General features: G+C 37.0%; 18 protein-coding genes. 4 read left to right on the forward strand and 14 right to left on the reverse strand.

Translation table 11 applies throughout. The annotated features are described in order from the left end of the window. Positions 1–25: 25 nt before the first annotated feature. The 12 genes from nadD to dnaA form a co-directional block, all read right to left on the reverse strand. A complete protein-coding gene (nadD, locus tag J4N46_RS07850) occupies positions 26–610 on the reverse strand; it encodes a nicotinate (nicotinamide) nucleotide adenylyltransferase (protein WP_009414610.1) in 585 nt (194 codons plus the stop codon). Next, on the reverse strand, positions 607–1,173 hold the full coding sequence (gene gmk, locus J4N46_RS07855; protein ID WP_208058849.1) for a guanylate kinase: 567 nt from the start codon (positions 1,171–1,173) through the stop codon (positions 607–609). The genes nadD and gmk overlap by 4 nt, the downstream gene beginning before the upstream one ends. A gap of 22 nt (positions 1,174–1,195) precedes the next feature. Continuing rightward, on the reverse strand, positions 1,196–2,050 hold the full coding sequence (locus J4N46_RS07860; protein WP_208058850.1) for a YicC/YloC family endoribonuclease: 855 nt from the start codon (positions 2,048–2,050) through the stop codon (positions 1,196–1,198). A 218-nt stretch (positions 2,051–2,268) separates the two neighbouring features. Then, on the reverse strand, positions 2,269–2,796 hold the full coding sequence (gene idi / locus J4N46_RS07865) for an isopentenyl-diphosphate Delta-isomerase (protein WP_009414613.1): 528 nt from the start codon (positions 2,794–2,796) through the stop codon (positions 2,269–2,271). A 166-nt stretch (positions 2,797–2,962) separates the two neighbouring features. Beyond that, a complete protein-coding gene (locus J4N46_RS07870; RefSeq protein WP_208058851.1) occupies positions 2,963–3,481 on the reverse strand; it encodes a DUF192 domain-containing protein in 519 nt (172 codons plus the stop codon). A 44-nt stretch (positions 3,482–3,525) separates the two neighbouring features. After that, positions 3,526–4,458, reverse strand: a complete 933-nt coding sequence (gene lgt, locus J4N46_RS07875; RefSeq protein WP_009414615.1) for a prolipoprotein diacylglyceryl transferase — start codon at positions 4,456–4,458, stop codon at positions 3,526–3,528. A 59-nt stretch (positions 4,459–4,517) separates the two neighbouring features. Next, positions 4,518–5,807, reverse strand: a complete 1,290-nt coding sequence (locus J4N46_RS07880; RefSeq protein WP_208058852.1) for a glycosyltransferase family protein — start codon at positions 5,805–5,807, stop codon at positions 4,518–4,520. A gap of 56 nt (positions 5,808–5,863) precedes the next feature. After that, the gene (gene mnmA, locus J4N46_RS07885; RefSeq protein ID WP_208058853.1) at positions 5,864–7,057 is read right to left on the reverse strand and encodes a tRNA 2-thiouridine(34) synthase MnmA; all 1,194 of its coding nucleotides are present in this window, start codon (positions 7,055–7,057) and stop codon (positions 5,864–5,866) included. Positions 7,058–7,065: 8 nt separating this feature from the next. After that, entirely contained in the window at positions 7,066–8,751 is a 1,686-nt protein-coding gene (gldG, locus tag J4N46_RS07890) for a gliding motility-associated ABC transporter substrate-binding protein GldG (protein ID WP_208058854.1), read from the reverse strand. After that, positions 8,748–9,473 carry an ABC transporter permease subunit gene (locus J4N46_RS07895; protein ID WP_034556411.1) on the reverse strand — a complete coding sequence of 242 codons (726 nt, stop codon included), beginning with the start codon at positions 9,471–9,473 and terminating at the stop codon, positions 8,748–8,750. The genes gldG and J4N46_RS07895 overlap by 4 nt, the downstream gene beginning before the upstream one ends. Positions 9,474–9,475: 2 nt before the next feature. Further along, the gene (locus tag J4N46_RS07900; RefSeq protein WP_208058855.1) at positions 9,476–10,651 is read right to left on the reverse strand and encodes an alanine dehydrogenase; all 1,176 of its coding nucleotides are present in this window, start codon (positions 10,649–10,651) and stop codon (positions 9,476–9,478) included. After that, positions 10,651–12,066: a chromosomal replication initiator protein DnaA gene (gene dnaA / locus J4N46_RS07905; protein WP_009414621.1), complete on the reverse strand. Its 1,416-nt coding sequence runs from the start codon at positions 12,064–12,066 to the stop codon at positions 10,651–10,653. Before dnaA ends, J4N46_RS07900 begins: the two co-directional genes overlap by 1 nt. Before the next feature lie 213 nt (positions 12,067–12,279). On the opposite strand from dnaA, the gene J4N46_RS07910 reads away from it, so the two are divergent. Next, on the forward strand, positions 12,280–12,699 hold the full coding sequence (locus tag J4N46_RS07910) for an acyl-CoA thioesterase (RefSeq protein ID WP_208058856.1): 420 nt from the start codon (positions 12,280–12,282) through the stop codon (positions 12,697–12,699). A gap of 322 nt (positions 12,700–13,021) precedes the next feature. Here J4N46_RS07910 and J4N46_RS07915 read toward each other — a convergent pair whose 3' ends face one another. Next, on the reverse strand, positions 13,022–13,849 hold the full coding sequence (locus J4N46_RS07915; RefSeq protein ID WP_009414625.1) for a purine-nucleoside phosphorylase: 828 nt from the start codon (positions 13,847–13,849) through the stop codon (positions 13,022–13,024). Positions 13,850–13,905: 56 nt separating this feature from the next. Next, positions 13,906–14,724: a M48 family metallopeptidase gene (locus J4N46_RS07920; protein ID WP_208058857.1), complete on the reverse strand. Its 819-nt coding sequence runs from the start codon at positions 14,722–14,724 to the stop codon at positions 13,906–13,908. A 375-nt stretch (positions 14,725–15,099) separates the two neighbouring features. Here J4N46_RS07920 and J4N46_RS07925 point away from each other — a divergent pair, with 375 nt between their 5' ends. From J4N46_RS07925 to J4N46_RS07935, 3 genes are all read left to right on the forward strand, one after another. Further along, positions 15,100–16,362 carry a tetratricopeptide repeat protein gene (locus J4N46_RS07925; protein WP_009414627.1) on the forward strand — a complete coding sequence of 421 codons (1,263 nt, stop codon included), beginning with the start codon at positions 15,100–15,102 and terminating at the stop codon, positions 16,360–16,362. An 89-nt stretch (positions 16,363–16,451) separates the two neighbouring features. Further along, complete coding sequence (gene truA / locus J4N46_RS07930) at positions 16,452–17,204, forward strand: tRNA pseudouridine(38-40) synthase TruA (protein WP_208058858.1); 753 nt, start codon at positions 16,452–16,454, stop codon at positions 17,202–17,204. 63 nt (positions 17,205–17,267) lie between these two features. Next, positions 17,268–17,792 (forward strand): tetratricopeptide repeat protein, encoded by a 525-nt coding sequence (locus tag J4N46_RS07935; RefSeq protein ID WP_009414629.1) that lies wholly within the window; start codon positions 17,268–17,270, stop codon positions 17,790–17,792. The last annotated feature ends 84 nt before the right edge of the window (positions 17,793–17,876 follow it).

Below are 17,876 nucleotides of genomic sequence, written 5' to 3' on the forward strand. Positions count from 1 at the left end.
AATTTTTTCCGTGTTTTTATCTTTTTTATAAATATAATCCTGTTTTATCTATATATTCCCATACTTTTTCGGGTAATAAGGGGCGTACATTATGTCTTGCTTTTATTTCATTTCGTATAAAAGTAGCCGATAGTTCTATAATGGGTGCCTCAATACGATTTATATGAGGGTGTGCCTGTAATTCTGCTGGCACAATCTCTTCTGAAATGCGGGGGTATACGTAAATGGGGTAGTTTTCTAATATAAATTCGTAATTTTTCCACTTATGAAAACTTTTCAGGTTGTCCTCTCCCATTATCAGTGCAAAACTTATATGAGGGTATTTTTCCTCTAAATAAGCCAATGTATTAATTGTATAATTAGGCTGTGGTAAATGAAATTCTATGTTCGAAGCCCGTAGCCCCTGATAGTTAGCTAATGCTAAATTTACCATTTCCAGCCGCAAATAATTATCCAATAGTGATTGTTTTTCTTTAAAAGGGTTCTGTGGCGTTACCACCAGCCACAGTTCATTCATTGTGCTGTGTTCCAATAAATGATTCGCAATGATAAGGTGTCCAATATGTATTGGGTTAAATGAGCCAAAAAATAAACCTACTTGTTTTTTCATCGGTTGATAAATTCGGTTACAATACGTTCTGCCTCATCTAAAGCTTTTTGCAAACCATCATTTTTAATGATCACATCAAACTGATGAGCGGCTGCTAATTCCTGTTCAGCTTTGGCTAATCGCATCGCTATTTTTTCATCGCTTTCAGTATTGCGTGCTCGCAATCGTTCTTCAAGTACTGCAATACTAGGAGGCTGTATAAAAATAGCAAGTGTTTGCTTCGGAAATTGTTTTTTTATTCGCAATCCTCCTGCCACATCTATGTCAAACACTATGTTTTTGCCCATAGACCATAGGCGTTCTACTTCTTCTTTTAGAGTGCCGTAATAAAAATCTTTATATACTTCTTCCCATTCCAAAAAGTCGTTATCGGCTATGCGTTTTTTAAAAGTTTCTGCTGAAAGGAAGTAATATTCCTTGCCGTGCTGCTCTTCGCCACGGGGGGTACGAGAAGTCGCCGAAATAGAAAATGCTAAGTTTAGCGGTTTTATTGCCAATAGATGTTTTACGATAGTAGTTTTACCACTCCCCGAAGGAGCTGAAAAAATAATAAGTTTATTCATTTTTTTCACCTTCATTTATTCATTACAATACATTCAGTACTTGTTCTTTTATTTTTTCTAATTCGTCTTTCATTTGCACAACCAATTGTTGCATTGGTGCAAAATTTGCTTTAGAGCCTAAGGTATTAATTTCACGACCTATTTCCTGACTGATAAAACCAAGCTTACGACCATTAGAGTCTTCAGAATGTAATGTTTCCAAAAAATAATCTAAATGTTTTTTCAATCGTATTTTTTCTTCAGTAATATCCAATTTTTCTAAGTAGAAAATTAGTTCCTGTTCAAATCTATTAGCATCTACATTTTGTATTTCAGCTACAGCTTTTTCTAAACGTTCACGTATCAATGCCAAACGTTCACTATCTAAGGCTTCTACTTGTTGCAAATATTGGTTGATATTTGCTATACGCAATATAAAGTCTTTTTCCAATACTTTGCCCTCTTGAGTACGAAATTTTTCTAACTCATTCACTGCCAAATATATATGCTGAACAATTGCCTCCAGCTCTTCTTCTGAAATGGTATCTTGTGAGGTTTGTAGTGCATCGGGCATACGCACTGCCATTTTCAGTAGTTCAACGCGGTCTCCATCTACAATTGAGCGCATTTGTTCAATATATGATTTTACAATATTTTCATTAATCTTGGAAGGGGTTTGGGTTCCTATATTTTCTACAAAGATACTGAAATCTATTTTGCCGCGAAGTAGTCGTTCGGCTATAAGTTTCCTAAAATCGAGTTCTTTTTCGCGGTATAGTAGTGGAATACGGGTATTGATATCAATACTCTTGCTGTTTAGTGATTTTATTTCTATACTTATATGTTTGTCGGTAAGTGAAATAACACTTTTCCCAAACCCTGTCATTGATTGTATCATAGCCTTTTATAAAAATGAGTGCAAATATACAAAATAATTAGTAATTAACAACTTTATTTTTTTTGAATATTTTTTTACGTGAGCCTTATAGGCAATTTATCCTTCGTTAAGGTTCATTTATAGTAGTGAAGCTGTCCAGAAAGTCTTTAAAAGTGCAATTACACCACCACTTTACAAAACTTTTCGGACAGCCACGTATAGGAAGATTCTCTATCTTATTATAATTTTTCCTTTAAAAATAACTTATCATAGAATTGTGCAAAAATGATTTTAAACCATTCTGTATAAAATGTTGGATTCTTTTCTATATCTTTTTTGATGTTTTCAGGAGTTTCCCAACGCCAAGCGGCTACTTCTTCTTCATTTATGGCAGGGACATCATTATAATATCCTATTAAGATATGGTCAAGCTCGTGTTCTGTAAGTCCGTTATCAAAAGGGGCTTTGTATATAAAGGTTAGTACATCAGTCAATTCAGTAGTAAACCCCATTTCTTCTTGTAGTCGGCGTTTACCTGCAGCAACAGTAGTTTCGCCCGCTCGCTGGTGGCTGCAACAGGTATTCGTCCATAGGGTAGGGGAGTGGTACTTGTGAGCAGCGCGTTGTTGTAACATTACTTCACCTTTATCGTTGAGCACAAATACCGAAAAAGCCCTATGTAGCACTGCCTTTTGGTGTGCCTCAAGTTTGGGCATCAGCCCTATAGCGTTGTCTTGCTCATCTACTAATATTACGTGCTCTTCCATTATTTTCTAATTTTCTAATTTGCTAATTCTCTAATTTGCTAATTCTCTAATTTGCTAATTCTCTAATTTGCTAATTCTCTAATTTACTAATTCTCTAATTTACTAATTCCCTAATTTCCTAATTCTCTAATTTCCTAATTCTCTAATTTCCTAATTCTCTAATTTCCTAATTCTCTAATTTCCTAATTTCTATCCGGTCTCCTTTTTCTATACCCCATTTATCAGCCAATCCTCCATTAATTTCCAATACATACATTGCTGGAGCTTCTGAAGGCAATGAGGTTTCGTCATAAGGGCGCGCATTTTTAGCAATGCTTACCACTTTTTTGCTTTTATCTACATAGATAATATCTAATGGAATTTCTGTATTTTTCATATAGAAAGAGCGAGGTGCTTCATTTTCAAAAACAAACCACATTCCTTGTAGTGGTTCCATAGAAGAGCGGTACATCAACCCTACAGCGCGTTGCTCTTCGGTAGTAGCCATTTGTACATCTATTTTTTGCAACAGACTATCTTTTTTGTATATATAGGCTTCGGCATCTATTCTAAATACTAAGTCCTCTGGTGTAATTTCTATCACTTTTTCTTTTTCTGTAAAAAAATAAGGCAATAAGGCAGCTACAACAGCCAAGCCTACTAATGCTAACGCTAATAATACGAAGTGTTTTCTAAAAAAGTTCATTTTTACTAATTTTGAATTTTGAATGTGAATTATGATAAGCCTATCTAAGCCTTAACTTTCCTAAATAATAAGTAACAACCCGCAATAATAAAGGGTATGCTGAGCCATTGTCCTGTAGAAAGTATCCCCAAAGTGTTTTCAAAACCTCCCTGACTCTCTTTTACGAACTCTACCAAGAAACGTATTGTCCAAAGCAGTACCAAGAAAAGTCCGAAGATGAAATAAGGTTGGTTGCGTTTATCTGTTTTCCAATACACGTACCACAGCACCCAAAATAAGCAGAAATAACCAAAAGCTTCATACAGCTGGGCTGGGTGTTGATAAGGTATCATTGCCAATACATCGGCGTAACGAGGGTCGTCTGTAATAAGTCGGTAAGCCTCCTGAGGGTCAGTTTGCTGAGTAATTTCCATCGCTTTGCGGGGTGATATAATACCGCTTTGCACAAATTTCACTCCCAGTGGGTAATCGCTTGAAACTTCTTTACCATTAATTTCTGAATTGAAAAAATTACCAAAACGTACAAACATTCCTCCAATAGTAATCGGTATAACGACCCTATCCAATATCCACGAAAAGCTAATATCTTTATACCTACGCACATACCACCACATTGCAATAATAATCCCCACTGCTGCCCCGTGACTGGCTAATCCTGAAAAGCCTGTAAATTCCCAGCCTCCTTCAGCTTTTACCTTTATAGGTAAGAAGATTTCTATAATATGATGCCTGAAATAATCCCAATTATAGAAAAAACAATCTCCCAAACGAGCTCCTACCAGCGTAGCTACAGCTGTGTAAACAAAAAGGGAGTCTAATTGTTGCAAGGTTTTTCCTTCATTGAGGTATATTTTCTTGGTGAGATACCAGCCCAAGCTAAAGGCTATAATAAACATCAGGCTGTAATAACGAAGATGAAACCCTCCAATACTTGCAAGGATTTCATTAGAGTTCCATATAAAATTTAAAACAATCATCTATAAATTACTTTAATTGCAAAAGTACAACTTTTTAATAAATAAACAAACTTATTTTTTTAAATTTTACTATTAAGAATAAGTTGCGCCAATCGCTTTGTAAGTGCACGCCTACTATAATGTTCTATACCTATAGGAGTTACCTTTAGTAGCCCCTCTTTATATTGCTTATAATAAGTTTTCAGTATTGTTTTTAAGCGTTCCTTTCCATTATAATCCACAAAAAACCCTGTCTGGGTTTCCGTCAGTATAGGAATTACATCCCATTCCTTAGGCCCCATAGCTATAATAGGTCGCCCCGATACTATATATTCAAACAGTTTTCCCGCTATAATGCCTCGTGTGTCTTCCGAATCTATTTCAATAAGCAATAATACTTGTGATTGTTTTTGCAAGCTAATAGCTTCCATATGAGTGATATAACCCATATTTTTGTAGTAAGCTGTTAAGCCTCTCTGGTGCAATTCTTCTTCAATTTCCTCACTTACTTTTCCTGCAAAACAAAGCTGAAAATCATCTTTAAAACCTTCCTCTTCTATTAGCAATTCTTCCAAAACCTCCCATAATATCTTAGGATTTCTATCTGATAATAAAGAACCTATGTGCGAAAGTAAAAATTTATCAGATAGGGGAGGGGTATCATTATGTTCCTCGTCATAGCCATTAGTAATCACTTCTACCTGTTTATTGGTAAGACTCTTAAAATCTCTTTGGGTTTTAAAGCTTGTTACAAGCACTAAATCAGCTGTTTGTAGTACCTCTTTCTCCCAATAATGTTGCCTCTTATCAGCCCAGTGGGTAAGTAGTAAATCTTTGTAATAGCCAATAGTCGTCCATGGGTCGCGAAAATCACTAATCCATTTCAAATTCGGGAATTGTTTTTTGAGATGATATCCTATCAAATGCACACTATGAGGGGGCGAAGTTGTTATAATAGTATCAATACCATTATTTTTTATATAAGAAGTAAGATAACGTACTGAAGGCTTTACCCAAAACTTACGCGCATCAGGAATAAACAAGTTACCGCGTACCCATAATAACAACTTGTCCAATAAAGACACCTGCTTGCGTGGTATAATTCCGGCACTTATTTTCTTTGTTTTCTTCTTAGAAAAAAGCGAAGCTAATTTGTAAGGTTCCCATATGGGATGTTTTATGATTTCTATATCTGTGGGCAAATCGTTTCCTATTTCATTATCTATTATCGGATAAGTAGGATTTTCAGGTACATATACAATAGGCTCAATACCAAAATCTCGCAAATACTTTACAAATTTCAACCAGCGCTGTACACCAGGACCTCCTGCAGGTGCCCAATAATAAGTAATAATAAGTACCTTTTTCATTCCTGTATTTTACATAATATATATTATAGACATTTGTGGAAGGAACTTTTTATAAGCTATGATATCACGCCACTGCCTATTAATTCGTCTCCTATATACCACACGGCAAACTGTCCTTCTGTTATAGCACTTTGCATAGTTTCAAATTCTATATACAACTTTTCTGCACCTTGATATAAAACTGCTCGTTGTAAAGGCTGACGATAACGAATACGTACCAGCACATCTTTTCGTTCGCCTACTGCCAATTGCAAGTCTGGGCGTACCCAATGCTCATCTGCCTTTTCTATACTCAAAGCCTTTCGGTATAAGCCTCTATGCAAATGTCCTTGCCCTACATAAATAATATTCTTTTCAATATCTGTTTCTATTACAAATAAAGGCTCTTTTGTCCCTCCTACATTCAGTCCCTTGCGTTGTCCTTTGGTGAAGTAATGAGCTCCTTGGTGCATCCCTACTTTTTTACCATCTTTTGGTTGATATGCAAATCGTTGTGATAAGTATTCCAACTCATCGTCATAACTCTCAAAGGTTCTTGTTACATCATAGTCCGTATAACCTTGCCATTCGTTCGGGATTTCAATAATATCTCCTTGTCGGGGCTGTAATTTTTGCTGTAAAAACTCTGGCAAACGTACCTTCCCCACAAAACAAAGTCCTTGCGAATCTTTCTTTTCAGCTGTTACAAGTTCTTGTTCCTTTGCAATAGCTCTTACTTCCTGTTTTTGTAAATCTCCTATCGGAAATAATGCCTTGCTAAGCTGCTCCTGGGATAACTGACATAAAAAATACGATTGGTCTTTATTATCATCTCTGCCTGATAGCAATCGGTAGATTGTTTTTCCGTCCACTTCTACAGTTTCTTTGCGGCAATAATGTCCTGTAGCCACATAGTCAGCACCCAAACTAAGTGCCAACTTCATAAATACATCAAACTTTATTTCTCTATTGCACAACACATCAGGATTGGGAGTTCTGCCGTGTTCGTATTCGTTAAACATATAATCTACCACACGCGCTTTGTACTCCTTGCTCATATCCACAGTTTGAAATGGAATACCTAATTTTTCAGCTACCAAAAGCGCATCGTTACTATCTTCCAGCCAAGGACATTCGTCTGAAATTGTAACACTATCATCGTGCCAATTCTTCATAAAGAGCCCTATCACTTCATAACCTTGTTCTTTTAGCAGATAAGCAGCTACACTACTATCCACCCCTCCACTTAATCCTACTACTACTCTTTTCATTTTATGTTTCATTTTATGTTTTTCCTCTTATAAATATATATTACCGAAAACGTTACTAACAACAAAGCTATCAGCGGATAAGCCAATACTTTCACCCGCCACGCAGTAAGTTCTTCGGTTACTTTTTCTTTATTCAGTAATGCCAATTGCACTTTTTTATTGCGCAATACCAAAAAGTCAGTATCGTCCATCAAATAGTTCAATGTATTTTGCAAAAAAGCCTTATTGTCATAAAACTTCTGTGTCCATTTGTCCAATCCCAATTCTAATGGCATATGGCTCTGCCCATCTATATCATTCTTAATAATATCACCATCAGCTACCACAGCCATTTTGGTAGGAACACTCTTTTCTGCTTTTTCCTTTACCTGTTCTGTCGGGCGTATTCTATCCTTGTATGCCGAATTGAACTCTCCTTCCAATAGCACTGCCAGTGGTATATTACCTCCTTTATAGGCATTTTTATCCATCTTGTCAGGTGATATTTGCATCGTAATCTCACGGGGCGTACCATCTGCTTTTGAAATAGGCGAACTGCGCAATAGTACTGTTTTCTTTACTCCGTTTCGCAAAGTATCTATGCTATTAGCAAATTGTAATCGTACAGCATCTAAGTGATTGTTAATAAGGTGATTGTTATCTGATAACACTAAGGGCGAATACACCCACGGCAAAGGCATATAACGAGTCGCCGACCCCTCGCCCGTTGCTACCATTATTTCAGAAAAATACAAATCGTTTATCAGTGTGTAGTTAATGCGAAAACCATATTGGAAAAACATATCTGTAAGGTTCAAATCCACAGGCATTGCCATTGCTTTTCCACCCATTTTATACAAATCGTCCAACGATATATCCACATTATCAACCAGCCATAGCACTCGCCCACCTTGCATTATATATTGGTCTATTACCTGTTTTTCTATGTCTGTAAAAGGTTTTGTTGGTTTAGCTACCAATAGCACATCAAAAGGTTTAAGCTCTTGCAAAGTTTTCTGGGCATTCGTAGCTACCGAATCAAGTGTAAAAGGAGCTATAAAGTAATAATCACGAGCTGTTTTCAAAAAATCAGCTATATATATATCATCAAGCGTACCATTGCTTTTCAATACAGCTATTTTTTTCTTCTTTTCCAATATCATCTTGTTCAGCGCATCGGTAAAGTTATATTCCAATCGTTGCACCGAATTTTGTACTCGTTCTTGGTCATTTGCCCCCAATTTATTCACAAATAAGGGCACTCGCTCGCTCTTTTTGCCATCACTTATCATTGCCCAAGGAAAAATGTAAGCTACCGATGATTTTCCTGCCTCTGTTTGTGCTATTTGTAGCGGCGTGAGCCCATAGCTCATCATTTCTTGCAGTACTTTATTGGTATCCTCCTCCCCTTTCATAGGGTTAATATAATTGATGATAAGATGGCTATTTTGTGCTGCATATTCGTCTAAGAGCTGCATCGTTTCCATCTGTAGTTTCCTAAACTCTGTAGGAATATCTCCGTTTAGTAATACATCTATTTGTAAGGGGTAATTTATTTTAGCAAGCGTTTGGAGTGTTACTTCCGATAAGGTATAACGTTTATCTTGTGTGAGGTCTATACGCATATGCCACTGCTGCGCCATTATGTTTATCAGCCATAAAATTAAGAGAGCACCCCCTACCCTACTGGCTGTGTGATTTAGTATCTTTTTCATCGTTTGTAAGCTTTAAGAGATAAGGTTGTTATATAATTGAAAAACAAGATAATAGATATAAAATACACAAGGTTTTTCGTATCCAATACTCCCCTACTAATAGCGTCAAAATGAGGCTGAAATCCAAAACCATTATAGCTATAACCATCAGGTGCTATAAAAGCGATAAGCTGGTCAAGCCCAAAGAACAAGAAAAAACACAAAAAAGCTGCCAATACAAACGATATAATCTGGTTACTACTTACCGATGAAGCCCATAGCCCCACAGCAGCAAAAGTAGCTACCAGCAAAAACAAGGCAATATAAGAACCTACAATACCCGCTATATCCAAATTCCCTGTGGTATTACCCAATACCCACAGCATATAAACGTATATTACAGAAGGTAAAAGAATGACAAATAGCAAAAATAGTATGCCCAAATACTTCCCCAATACTATGTGCCATACACTAATAGGTTTAGTAAATAGCAAGGTAAGCATTCCACTTCTTTTTTCTTCCGAGATACTCCTCATTGTGAGTGCGGGTACTAAAAATACAAATACCCACGATGAGAGCTTAAAAAAAGGTAATAAATCAGCAAATCCTGCGTTGAAGATGTTGTAATCTGTTTTAAAAACAGTAAGAAAGAGACCATTGAGTAGTATAAACAAACTTATAATGGTAAATCCTATAGGAGATGTAAAAAAATAACGAATCTCTTTTTTAAATAGTGCGTACATTTTTAAAGAAACAATAAGTGTAATGGCTTGCAAGGAAGCCCAAACCATTCCGAAATACTAATATTCGTAAGAATACCGTGATAAGAATAAAGCCCATTCCTAAAGCCTTTATCTATCTGAAGCATATTTTCTATACCTCCTTCCTCCCCTATTTTCAGTAAGTAAGAAGTAAGTAAGTTACTAAGCGATAAAGATGCCGTACGGGCATAACGCGAAGGTAAGTTAGGCACACCGTAATGCACCACATTATGCAGTACAAAAGTAGGTTCTGCAAAAGTCGTAAGCCTACTGGTTTCTACACACCCTCCCATTGCAATACAAGCATCTACAATTACCGAACCGCGCTTCATCAGTTGTACCATATCTTCCGTAATTACAATGGGCGACCTGCATTCGCCCATCACTGCCCCTATCACTACATTACAGCGCATCAAGGCTTTGCGCAGTAGTTTAGGTTGCATTGTCGATGTATATACAGAAATAGGTAATCGTTCTCTCAAAGCTCGCAAAGCCGTAAGCGAACGCCCAAAAATCTTTACATTCGCCCCCAAGCCTATAGCAGCTTTAGCTGCAGATTCAGTTACACTATTAGCACCCAAAAGCACCACTTCTATAGGCGGAACTCCTGTGATATTGCCAAACAACCACTTTCCGTTCTCAGCTACCAATTCCGCTGCCGTAAGTACTGAAGCCACCCCCACTATTTCGTCTATTGACTGGCTCACAGGGGTATTGCCTTCATCATCTTGTATATATTCAAAGGCTAAAGCTGTGATATGTTTATCGATAAGCGTTTCAAAATATGCCTTGTCTTGGGTATTAAGTTGCAATGCCGAGATTAGCACACTATTAGGACGAAAATAAACCAATTCCTCCTGAGAAGGTGGCGTTATTTTTAGCACTATAGGGCAAGCAAAAACCTCTTCATTACTGTAAACTATTTCAGCCCCCACCTCACTATATTCTATGTCTTTAAAGTTAGCCCCCTCACCAGCACCCGTTTCTATAACCAATTGGTGTCCATTGGCAACAAGCACAGCCACATCATCGGGCGATAAGCATATACGGTGCTCCTGATAAGTATGCTCCTTAGGAATACCTATCCGCAAAGCACTTTGCTGAGTAGCGATAGCCAATCGCTCTTCTTGTGGTATAAGTTGTGTTAATTGATGTTTCATCAGTCGGAAAATTTAGTTTCCAAATCGCTCACATATTTTTTAAACTCACGGTCTGTTTCTATAAGGTTTTCCACCGTTTTGCAAGCGTATAATACTGTGGCATGGTCGCGCTGCCCTATTTGGCTACCAATGGTCGACAAAGAATTTTTGGTGTATTTCTTAGAAAAATACATCGCCAGCTGCCTCGCTTGCACCACATTGCGTTTGCGCGTTTTAGAGTGTAGTTCATCTATCTCCAAATTGAAATAATCAACAATGATTTTTTGTATATGATCTATCGTCAAATCATTCTTTTTATTCTTTACCGATTTTTCTATAATACTTTGGGCAAGCTCTATAGAGTATTCTTTGCGGTTAAACGCTGCTTGAGCAATAAGCGAGTTGCTCACCCCTTCCAGTTCACGTATGTTAGTACGTATATTTTCAGCCAAATAAGCAATAATATCATCACTCACATTAGCCCCATCATTGTAGAATTTGTTCTTTAAGATTTGATAACGCATATCATAGTCAGGAGCTTGCAATTCAGCAGGTAACCCCCATTTAAAGCGAGATAACAAGCGTTGCTCTATATCAAATAAATCAACAGGAGCTTTGTCCGAGGTAAGAACTATCTGTTTATTGTTTTGTTGCAAATGATTGAATATATGAAAGAAAGCATCTTGCGTTTTCACTTTGCCCGAAAGAAACTGAATATCATCTACTATTAGTACATCTATAAGTTGATAAAAATGAATAAAATCATTCAGCGAGCTCCTTTCTTTATCTTTTGAAGCACTAATAAATTGTTGGGTAAATTTCTCTGCAGATACGTACAACACCTTCTTATGAGGAAACTTCTCTTTGATATCCACCCCTATAGCGTGTACCAAATGTGTTTTTCCCAAACCTACGCCTCCAAAAATAAAAAGCGGATTAAATGCCGTACCTCCTGGTTTATTAGCTACAGCCATACCTGCCGAACGCGCCAATCGGTTAGAGGTGCCCTCTACAAAATTATCAAAGTTTTGATGCAAGTTCAGCTGAGGGTCTATCGTAATTTCGCGTATACCAGGTATCACAAAAGGATTCCTCATCTCAGGGTTTTTCCCTTCAATGGGCATATTCACATTCTGTTTGGGCAATTCAGGACGATTAATGCTTGGCAATTGCTCCCTGCTCACAGGAGTATCTATAATATATACCAAGCGAGCCCCTTCCCCAAGAGCACGTTTCATAGCCGAACCGATAAGAGAAAGATAATTCTCTTCCAGCCACTCCATTATATACATACTCTTTACCTTTATCTTCAGCTTATTACCATCTAAGTCAATAGGCTCTATAGGAGCAAACCACGTGTTAAATGGTTGCTCATCTATATTGTCTTTTATAAATTCCAGACAGTTATTCCATACTTTTTTAGCTGCTTCTTCCATAAAATAGGTATTCTTTTTGAGCTTCTTAGCACCCTAATATTTTGATTATTAGATTTTTTTACTAATTTTGCCCCTATAAATAGTGTTGTTATTTCAGTCAGCAAAATTGTGAATAATTTTTGAATAAAAAAAATATTTAACACTTGTTTTTATACTTTCTTTTTCGTATGAGGTCGCTATTTATAATGAATCGTATTTTTTATCTATCTATATATGAACAACTTATATTTTGACTATGCTTTGCGCACCCGCTATGCCGAAACCGACCAAATGGGCGTGGTGTATTACGGTAATTACCCTCAGTATTTAGAAATTGGGCGTGTAGAATGGCTCCGTTCCATCGGCTTTACTTACAAAACTATGGAAGAAGAAGGCATCATTATGCCCGTAGTATCCCTACAAATCCAATACAAAAAACCAGCTCTTTACGATGAGCTTATCACAATTCGTACAATACTGAAAAATATGCCCTCCTCAAAAATAGAATTTGATTACGAACTTTTCAACGAAAAAGGCGAGCTTTTATCTACAGCCAATACTATCTTAGTATTCGTAAACGCCCAAACTTGGCGACCTACACGCTGCCCCGATAAAATATTAGACCTCATCAAAATTAAAAGTGAAAATCAATAACTTATCACTGCACCACATACCACACACTTTGGCAAACTCCAAGAGTTTGCCAAAGTTAAATACAACACATCAATCAGATTCTACCAAATAAAATCAAACTTTATCCACCAAACAGAGGCTGTCTAAAAAGTCTTTAATAGTAATACTTCGGCATCTCCCCCCCTTTTGAAAGGGGGGAAGGGGGGAATGTTAATAACTCCAAGAGTTTGCCAAAGTTAATTACTCTGATAATCAATCTCTTTCATTCACATTGCAGGGGCGATTGGCAAATCGCCCTCACAAAAAAAGATTGGTACAAATAGTGCCGCTGTTTAATTTAAAATTAACGGTAATTCTTTATCAAATTCTTTACCAATAACACTACTTTAGGCATCGCTATAGTAGCAGCATTTAGCACCTCTTCGTGTGAAATGTCAGGAGATATTTCAGGTCCTCCCAAATCAGTAATTACCGAGAGAGCGCATACCTCCATCTGTTGGTGGCGTGCTACAATCACTTCAGGCACAGTACTCATACCTACAGCGTCACCACCCAATGCACGTACCATACCGTATTCAGCAGGCGTTTCAAACGAAGGACCCTGTAAACCTACATACACCCCTTTTTGTACTTTGATGTTGTTCTCTTTGGCAATCTTTTCCAATTCAGCTATCATCGCCAAATCATAAGGCTTGCTCATATCTGGAAAGCGCACCCCAAAGTGGTCTAAATTCTTACCTCTCAAAGGATGTTCAGGAAACATATTAATATGATCCCTGATAATCATCACGTCCCCTATTGAAAAATTAGGATTTACCCCCCCCGAAGCATTAGAAAGTATCAAACGTTTAATACCCAACTGACGAAATACTCTTATAGGAAAAGTAACCTCTTGCATAGAGTAACCCTCGTAGTAATGCACACGCCCAGCCATCATCAGCACATACCTATTCTCAATCTTGCCATAAATCAGTTTCCCTTTGTGCCCCTCTACAGTCGATTTAGGAAAGTTAGGAATATTCTGATATTTAATTTCTGATATCACCTCTACTTCATCTTCCAACTTACTAAGCCCAGAACCCAAAATAATAGCAAATTCAGGAGTATGCTCCGGAATATACGACTGTATAATACGAGCCGTTTCATTAATTTTATCGTAATACTGTTGCATAACTTTTATTATATCAATATGTTATTTGTCAATTTATAAACGTGCTTACTCGCCAATTATTTAAAACTTGTTACACCAAATTTAGCCGCTTCAGCCCTTGCTTTAGGTACTAAGCTTGTCAAATTCTTAATGCGAGATTCATTAGAAGGGTGAGTACTCAACAACGCAGAACTCGAACCACCACCACTTTTAGCACTCATACGTTTCCACAATTCAGGAGCTTCCGATGGGTCATAGCCCGCAATTGCCATAATTTGAATACCTATTGCATCTGCTTCCGTTTCATTAGAACGACTAAAAGGCAACATCACACCCAAATTAGAACCTAAACCATAAGCAAGCATAAACTGCTCAGTATATTTAGCATAGTCGCTAGATTGTAAAGCAATTGCCCCAGCATAAGCTCCTATTTGTTGCAAGGTAGAAGCACTCATACGTTGCGCCCCGTGGTCAGCCAAAGCGTGCGCCACCTCGTGCCCCATTACTACCGCCAGTCCCGTTTCGCTTTGGGTAATAGGCAAAATCCCCGTATAAACCACAATTTTACCACCAGGCATACACCACGCATTCACTTCAGGACTATCCACCAAGTGGTATTCCCAGCGATAATCATCTAAATAATGAGGATAACCATTGGTATCAAGCCATAGTTTAGCCGCTTTAGCAATACGTTCACCCACACGCTTCACCATTGCTGCGTCTTTTGTATTACTAATAACCTTATTTTCGTTTAAAAAAGTAGAATACTGACTAAATGCCATTGGAAAAACCTTACTATTAGGCATAAAATTCAATGTACTTTTACCCGTAAAAGGATTAGTTTTACAAGCCGATAGTATAAGCAAAGATGTAATAATAATAATTATTTTTTTCATCATTAATTGTTATCTATATTTTGAGGGCAAAGATACAAAATAATTTTGAATTCTAAATTCTAAATTCTGAAATTTTTGTTAATTATTTACTCCATTCATCTCCCGATATCTTCTCCCTTAGCTCCCTCCTATTCACCTCATAGCTTCAGCGAAGGAAAGTCGGCGAGCTGGCACAGCCGAGTATGTGACGAAGGATAAGCGAAGGATAAGCGAAGGAAAGTCCGCGAGCTGGCGCAGCGGAGTATGTGACGAAGACCTACTCTCTCCCCTTACCTTAAAATTAAAATTTATCAAAATTTTTGGCTGTTACAAAAATAATTATTACATTTGCCACGTCAAAAGAAAAACAGCATTAAAATTTTAACAAAGAACCATATGAAAAAATTATTCGTAATGGCTGCAGCTCTCTTGGTATCAGTAACAGCTGTAGCTCAAAAAAAGGAACTAAAAGAGATTGAAAAACAAATCAGTAAAGGCGACCTTAACGGTGCTAAAGAAGCCCTAAAAGCTCTGAAAAATGGCGTAGAAGGTACTGAATTTGCTGCTCAATACTACTTTTTAGAAGGTAAAACAAACTTAGAGTTTGCAAAAAAAAATATTAGTACTTTGCCCTCTCTACAAGCTACTGTAGATGCCTTCAACAAAGTAAAAGAGTTAGAAAAAAACGGCAAACAAAAATATACCTCACAAATCTCATCTCTCACCGATGAAGCTGCCGAAATAGCCTACAAAAAAGGCTTTGAAGACTATAGCGAACACAAAAACTACAAAAATGCAGCTATTGCCTTTGAGCAATTTTATCGCCTAAAAAACGACACCGTTTTCCTATACAATGCAGCAACTTCAGCTTATCAAGATAAAGACCTTGGCAAAGCAGTAAAACTTTTTGAAGAACTCAAAAATATTGGCTATGATGGTGCCGAAACTCTATTTTTAGCAACCAATAAACAAACTAAAAAAGAGGAAACTTTCACCGATAAAAACCAACGCGATTTGATGATTAAAGCGGGTACTCACGAAAAACCTCGTACCGAAAGAACTCCATCTAAACGTGCCGATATTGTCAAATATATAGGAGCTATTTACGTAGAACAAGGTAAAAACGACCAAGCTATAAAAGCTTTTGAAGATGCCCGAAAAATGTATCCAAAAGATGCCAATATCATCTTGCAAGAAGCTTACATATACCACCAGTTAGACAACAAAGAAAAGTTCAAAGAACTGATGCAAGAAGCTATCCGTTTAGAGCCTAATAATGCCGATTTGCACTTCAATATTGGTGTTATCAATATGCAACAAGATAACATTGCTGAAGCTCGTAAATCTTTTGAACAAGCTCTAAAATTAAAACCAAGCTATGCCGAAGCTGCTATCAACATTTCAACTTCTTACATCAATGAAGGAAATGCACTTATTTCACAAATGAACGCTTTAGGCAATACCAAAGCCGACACCGCTAAATTTGACGAATTAAGAGAACTAAAAGACAATTTGTTCAAAAAAAGTGCAAGTGTATTAGAGGATTTTATCAAAGCTAATGGTAATAATACCAATATATTAGAACAGTTGAAGAATATTTATGCAGCCTTGAGCGATACTGCCAACTTCCAACGTGTTAAAAAATTATTAGGAGAATAATCAATACTTGATTTATCTATAACCCCAACTTTGCCAAAGATGCACCCAATAGTGAGCTTTGGCAAAGTTTCATTAATTACCCAAGTAAAGTGCGTTATTTTATAGAATTTTCATATAACGGTAAAGCCTATCACGGGTGGCAACGACAACCAAAGGCTATTACAGTACAAGAAGTGTTAGAAAATGCGCTATCTACCCTACTACGCGAAACGGTGAGCGTAGTGGCTGCTGGGCGCACCGATAGCGGCGTACACGCCGCACAAATGTTTGCTCACTTCAATACCGAACTACCTATCTCAGAACTATTGGTACATAAACTAAACGCTTTTTTGCCTAAAGATATCGCTGTAAAAGCTATTTATAAAGTACAGCCTCAAGCACACGCTCGGTTTGATGCTCTTAAGCGTACTTATCATTACCATATAGCTACAGAAAAGGAGGTTTTTCTCTATGATTACGCTATGCAACTTACACTTCCACTGAACGTAGCTACAATGAATGAAGCTTGTCAAATACTACTTGACCATACAGATTTTGAATGCTTTTCTAAAACCCATACTGATGTAAAAACATTTCTTTGCAATATTTACGAGGCTCATTGGCAACAAGCCTCCCAAGAGCTCATTTTTACAATCTCGGCAAATCGTTTTTTGCGCAATATGGTACGGGCTATAGTAGGAACCCTTATAAATGTAGGATTAGAAAAACTTTCACTTACTGGTTTTGAGAATATTATCCTAAGCAAGAAACGTAGTAACGCAGGAGCTTCTGTGCCTGCCTGCGGACTTTTCCTTACTGAAATTATTTATGAACCTTCTATATTTTTAGAAAAAGTGAGATAAGTATTGCAACATTCAATATAAATGTTTATCTTTGCAAACTTTTAATTGAGAAACTAACAAAAAATGAAATATTTACAACACCGATACGTAAAGATAATTGTAGCAGCTTTAATTGTTTTATGGGCTGTATATCAGTTTGTTCAAGGAAAAATAGGCAATGGTATTGCCCTAACACTCTTAGCCGTATTTCCAGTTTTGCTCTATTTTCGCAATGAATTTTTATTGCTCACCTTTTTGCGATTGCGTAAGCAAGATATGGAAGGTATGGAAAAATGGTTAGGAAAGATAGTACATCCTGAAACTGCTTTATTGCGCAAACAACAAGGGTATTACAACTATATGTACGGCATTATCTATTCACGTAAAAACCTTACTCAAGCTGAAAAGTATTTCCGTAAAGCCTTACAATTAGGGCTTACTATGGATTATGATGTTGCGATGACAAAACTAAGCCTTGCAGGCATAATGATACAAAAGCGCAAAAAACGTGAAGCCCAAGAGCTCCTCGCCGATGCTAAAAAACTTGACAAACAAAATATGATGACAGAACACATCAAAATGATGCAACAACAACTGAAGAAGATTTAAAGTGAAAAAGCTGCCTTTGTAAATTTAGAGCAGCTTTTTTATTACAGCATTTTTTATCATTAACCATTTGCTATTAATCATTAT

The organism is Capnocytophaga bilenii, assembly GCF_017565765.1.
GTDB classification, from domain to species: Bacteria; Bacteroidota; Bacteroidia; order Flavobacteriales; family Flavobacteriaceae; genus Capnocytophaga; species Capnocytophaga bilenii.

Excerpts from the sequence above, each read along its gene's own strand:
- nadD (WP_009414610.1), bottom strand. The coding sequence starts at position 610 with ATGAAAAAACAAGTAGGTTTATTTTTTGGCTCATTTAACCCAATACAT.
- gmk (WP_208058849.1), bottom strand. The coding sequence starts at position 1,173 with ATGAATAAACTTATTATTTTTTCAGCTCCTTCGGGGAGTGGTAAAACT.
- J4N46_RS07860 (WP_208058850.1), bottom strand. The coding sequence starts at position 2,050 with ATGATACAATCAATGACAGGGTTTGGGAAAAGTGTTATTTCACTTACC.
- idi (WP_009414613.1), bottom strand. The coding sequence starts at position 2,796 with ATGGAAGAGCACGTAATATTAGTAGATGAGCAAGACAACGCTATAGGG.
- J4N46_RS07870 (WP_208058851.1), bottom strand. The coding sequence starts at position 3,481 with ATGAACTTTTTTAGAAAACACTTCGTATTATTAGCGTTAGCATTAGTA.
- lgt (WP_009414615.1), bottom strand. The coding sequence starts at position 4,458 with ATGATTGTTTTAAATTTTATATGGAACTCTAATGAAATCCTTGCAAGT.
- J4N46_RS07880 (WP_208058852.1), bottom strand. The coding sequence starts at position 5,807 with ATGAAAAAGGTACTTATTATTACTTATTATTGGGCACCTGCAGGAGGT.
- mnmA (WP_208058853.1), bottom strand. The coding sequence starts at position 7,057 with ATGAAAAGAGTAGTAGTAGGATTAAGTGGAGGGGTGGATAGTAGTGTA.
- gldG (WP_208058854.1), bottom strand. The coding sequence starts at position 8,751 with ATGAAAAAGATACTAAATCACACAGCCAGTAGGGTAGGGGGTGCTCTC.
- J4N46_RS07895 (WP_034556411.1), bottom strand. The coding sequence starts at position 9,473 with ATGTACGCACTATTTAAAAAAGAGATTCGTTATTTTTTTACATCTCCT.
- J4N46_RS07900 (WP_208058855.1), bottom strand. The coding sequence starts at position 10,651 with ATGAAACATCAATTAACACAACTTATACCACAAGAAGAGCGATTGGCT.
- dnaA (WP_009414621.1), bottom strand. The coding sequence starts at position 12,066 with ATGGAAGAAGCAGCTAAAAAAGTATGGAATAACTGTCTGGAATTTATA.
- J4N46_RS07910 (WP_208058856.1), top strand. The coding sequence starts at position 12,280 with ATGAACAACTTATATTTTGACTATGCTTTGCGCACCCGCTATGCCGAA.
- J4N46_RS07915 (WP_009414625.1), bottom strand. The coding sequence starts at position 13,849 with ATGCAACAGTATTACGATAAAATTAATGAAACGGCTCGTATTATACAG.
- J4N46_RS07920 (WP_208058857.1), bottom strand. The coding sequence starts at position 14,724 with ATGAAAAAAATAATTATTATTATTACATCTTTGCTTATACTATCGGCT.
- J4N46_RS07925 (WP_009414627.1), top strand. The coding sequence starts at position 15,100 with ATGAAAAAATTATTCGTAATGGCTGCAGCTCTCTTGGTATCAGTAACA.
- J4N46_RS07935 (WP_009414629.1), top strand. The coding sequence starts at position 17,268 with ATGAAATATTTACAACACCGATACGTAAAGATAATTGTAGCAGCTTTA.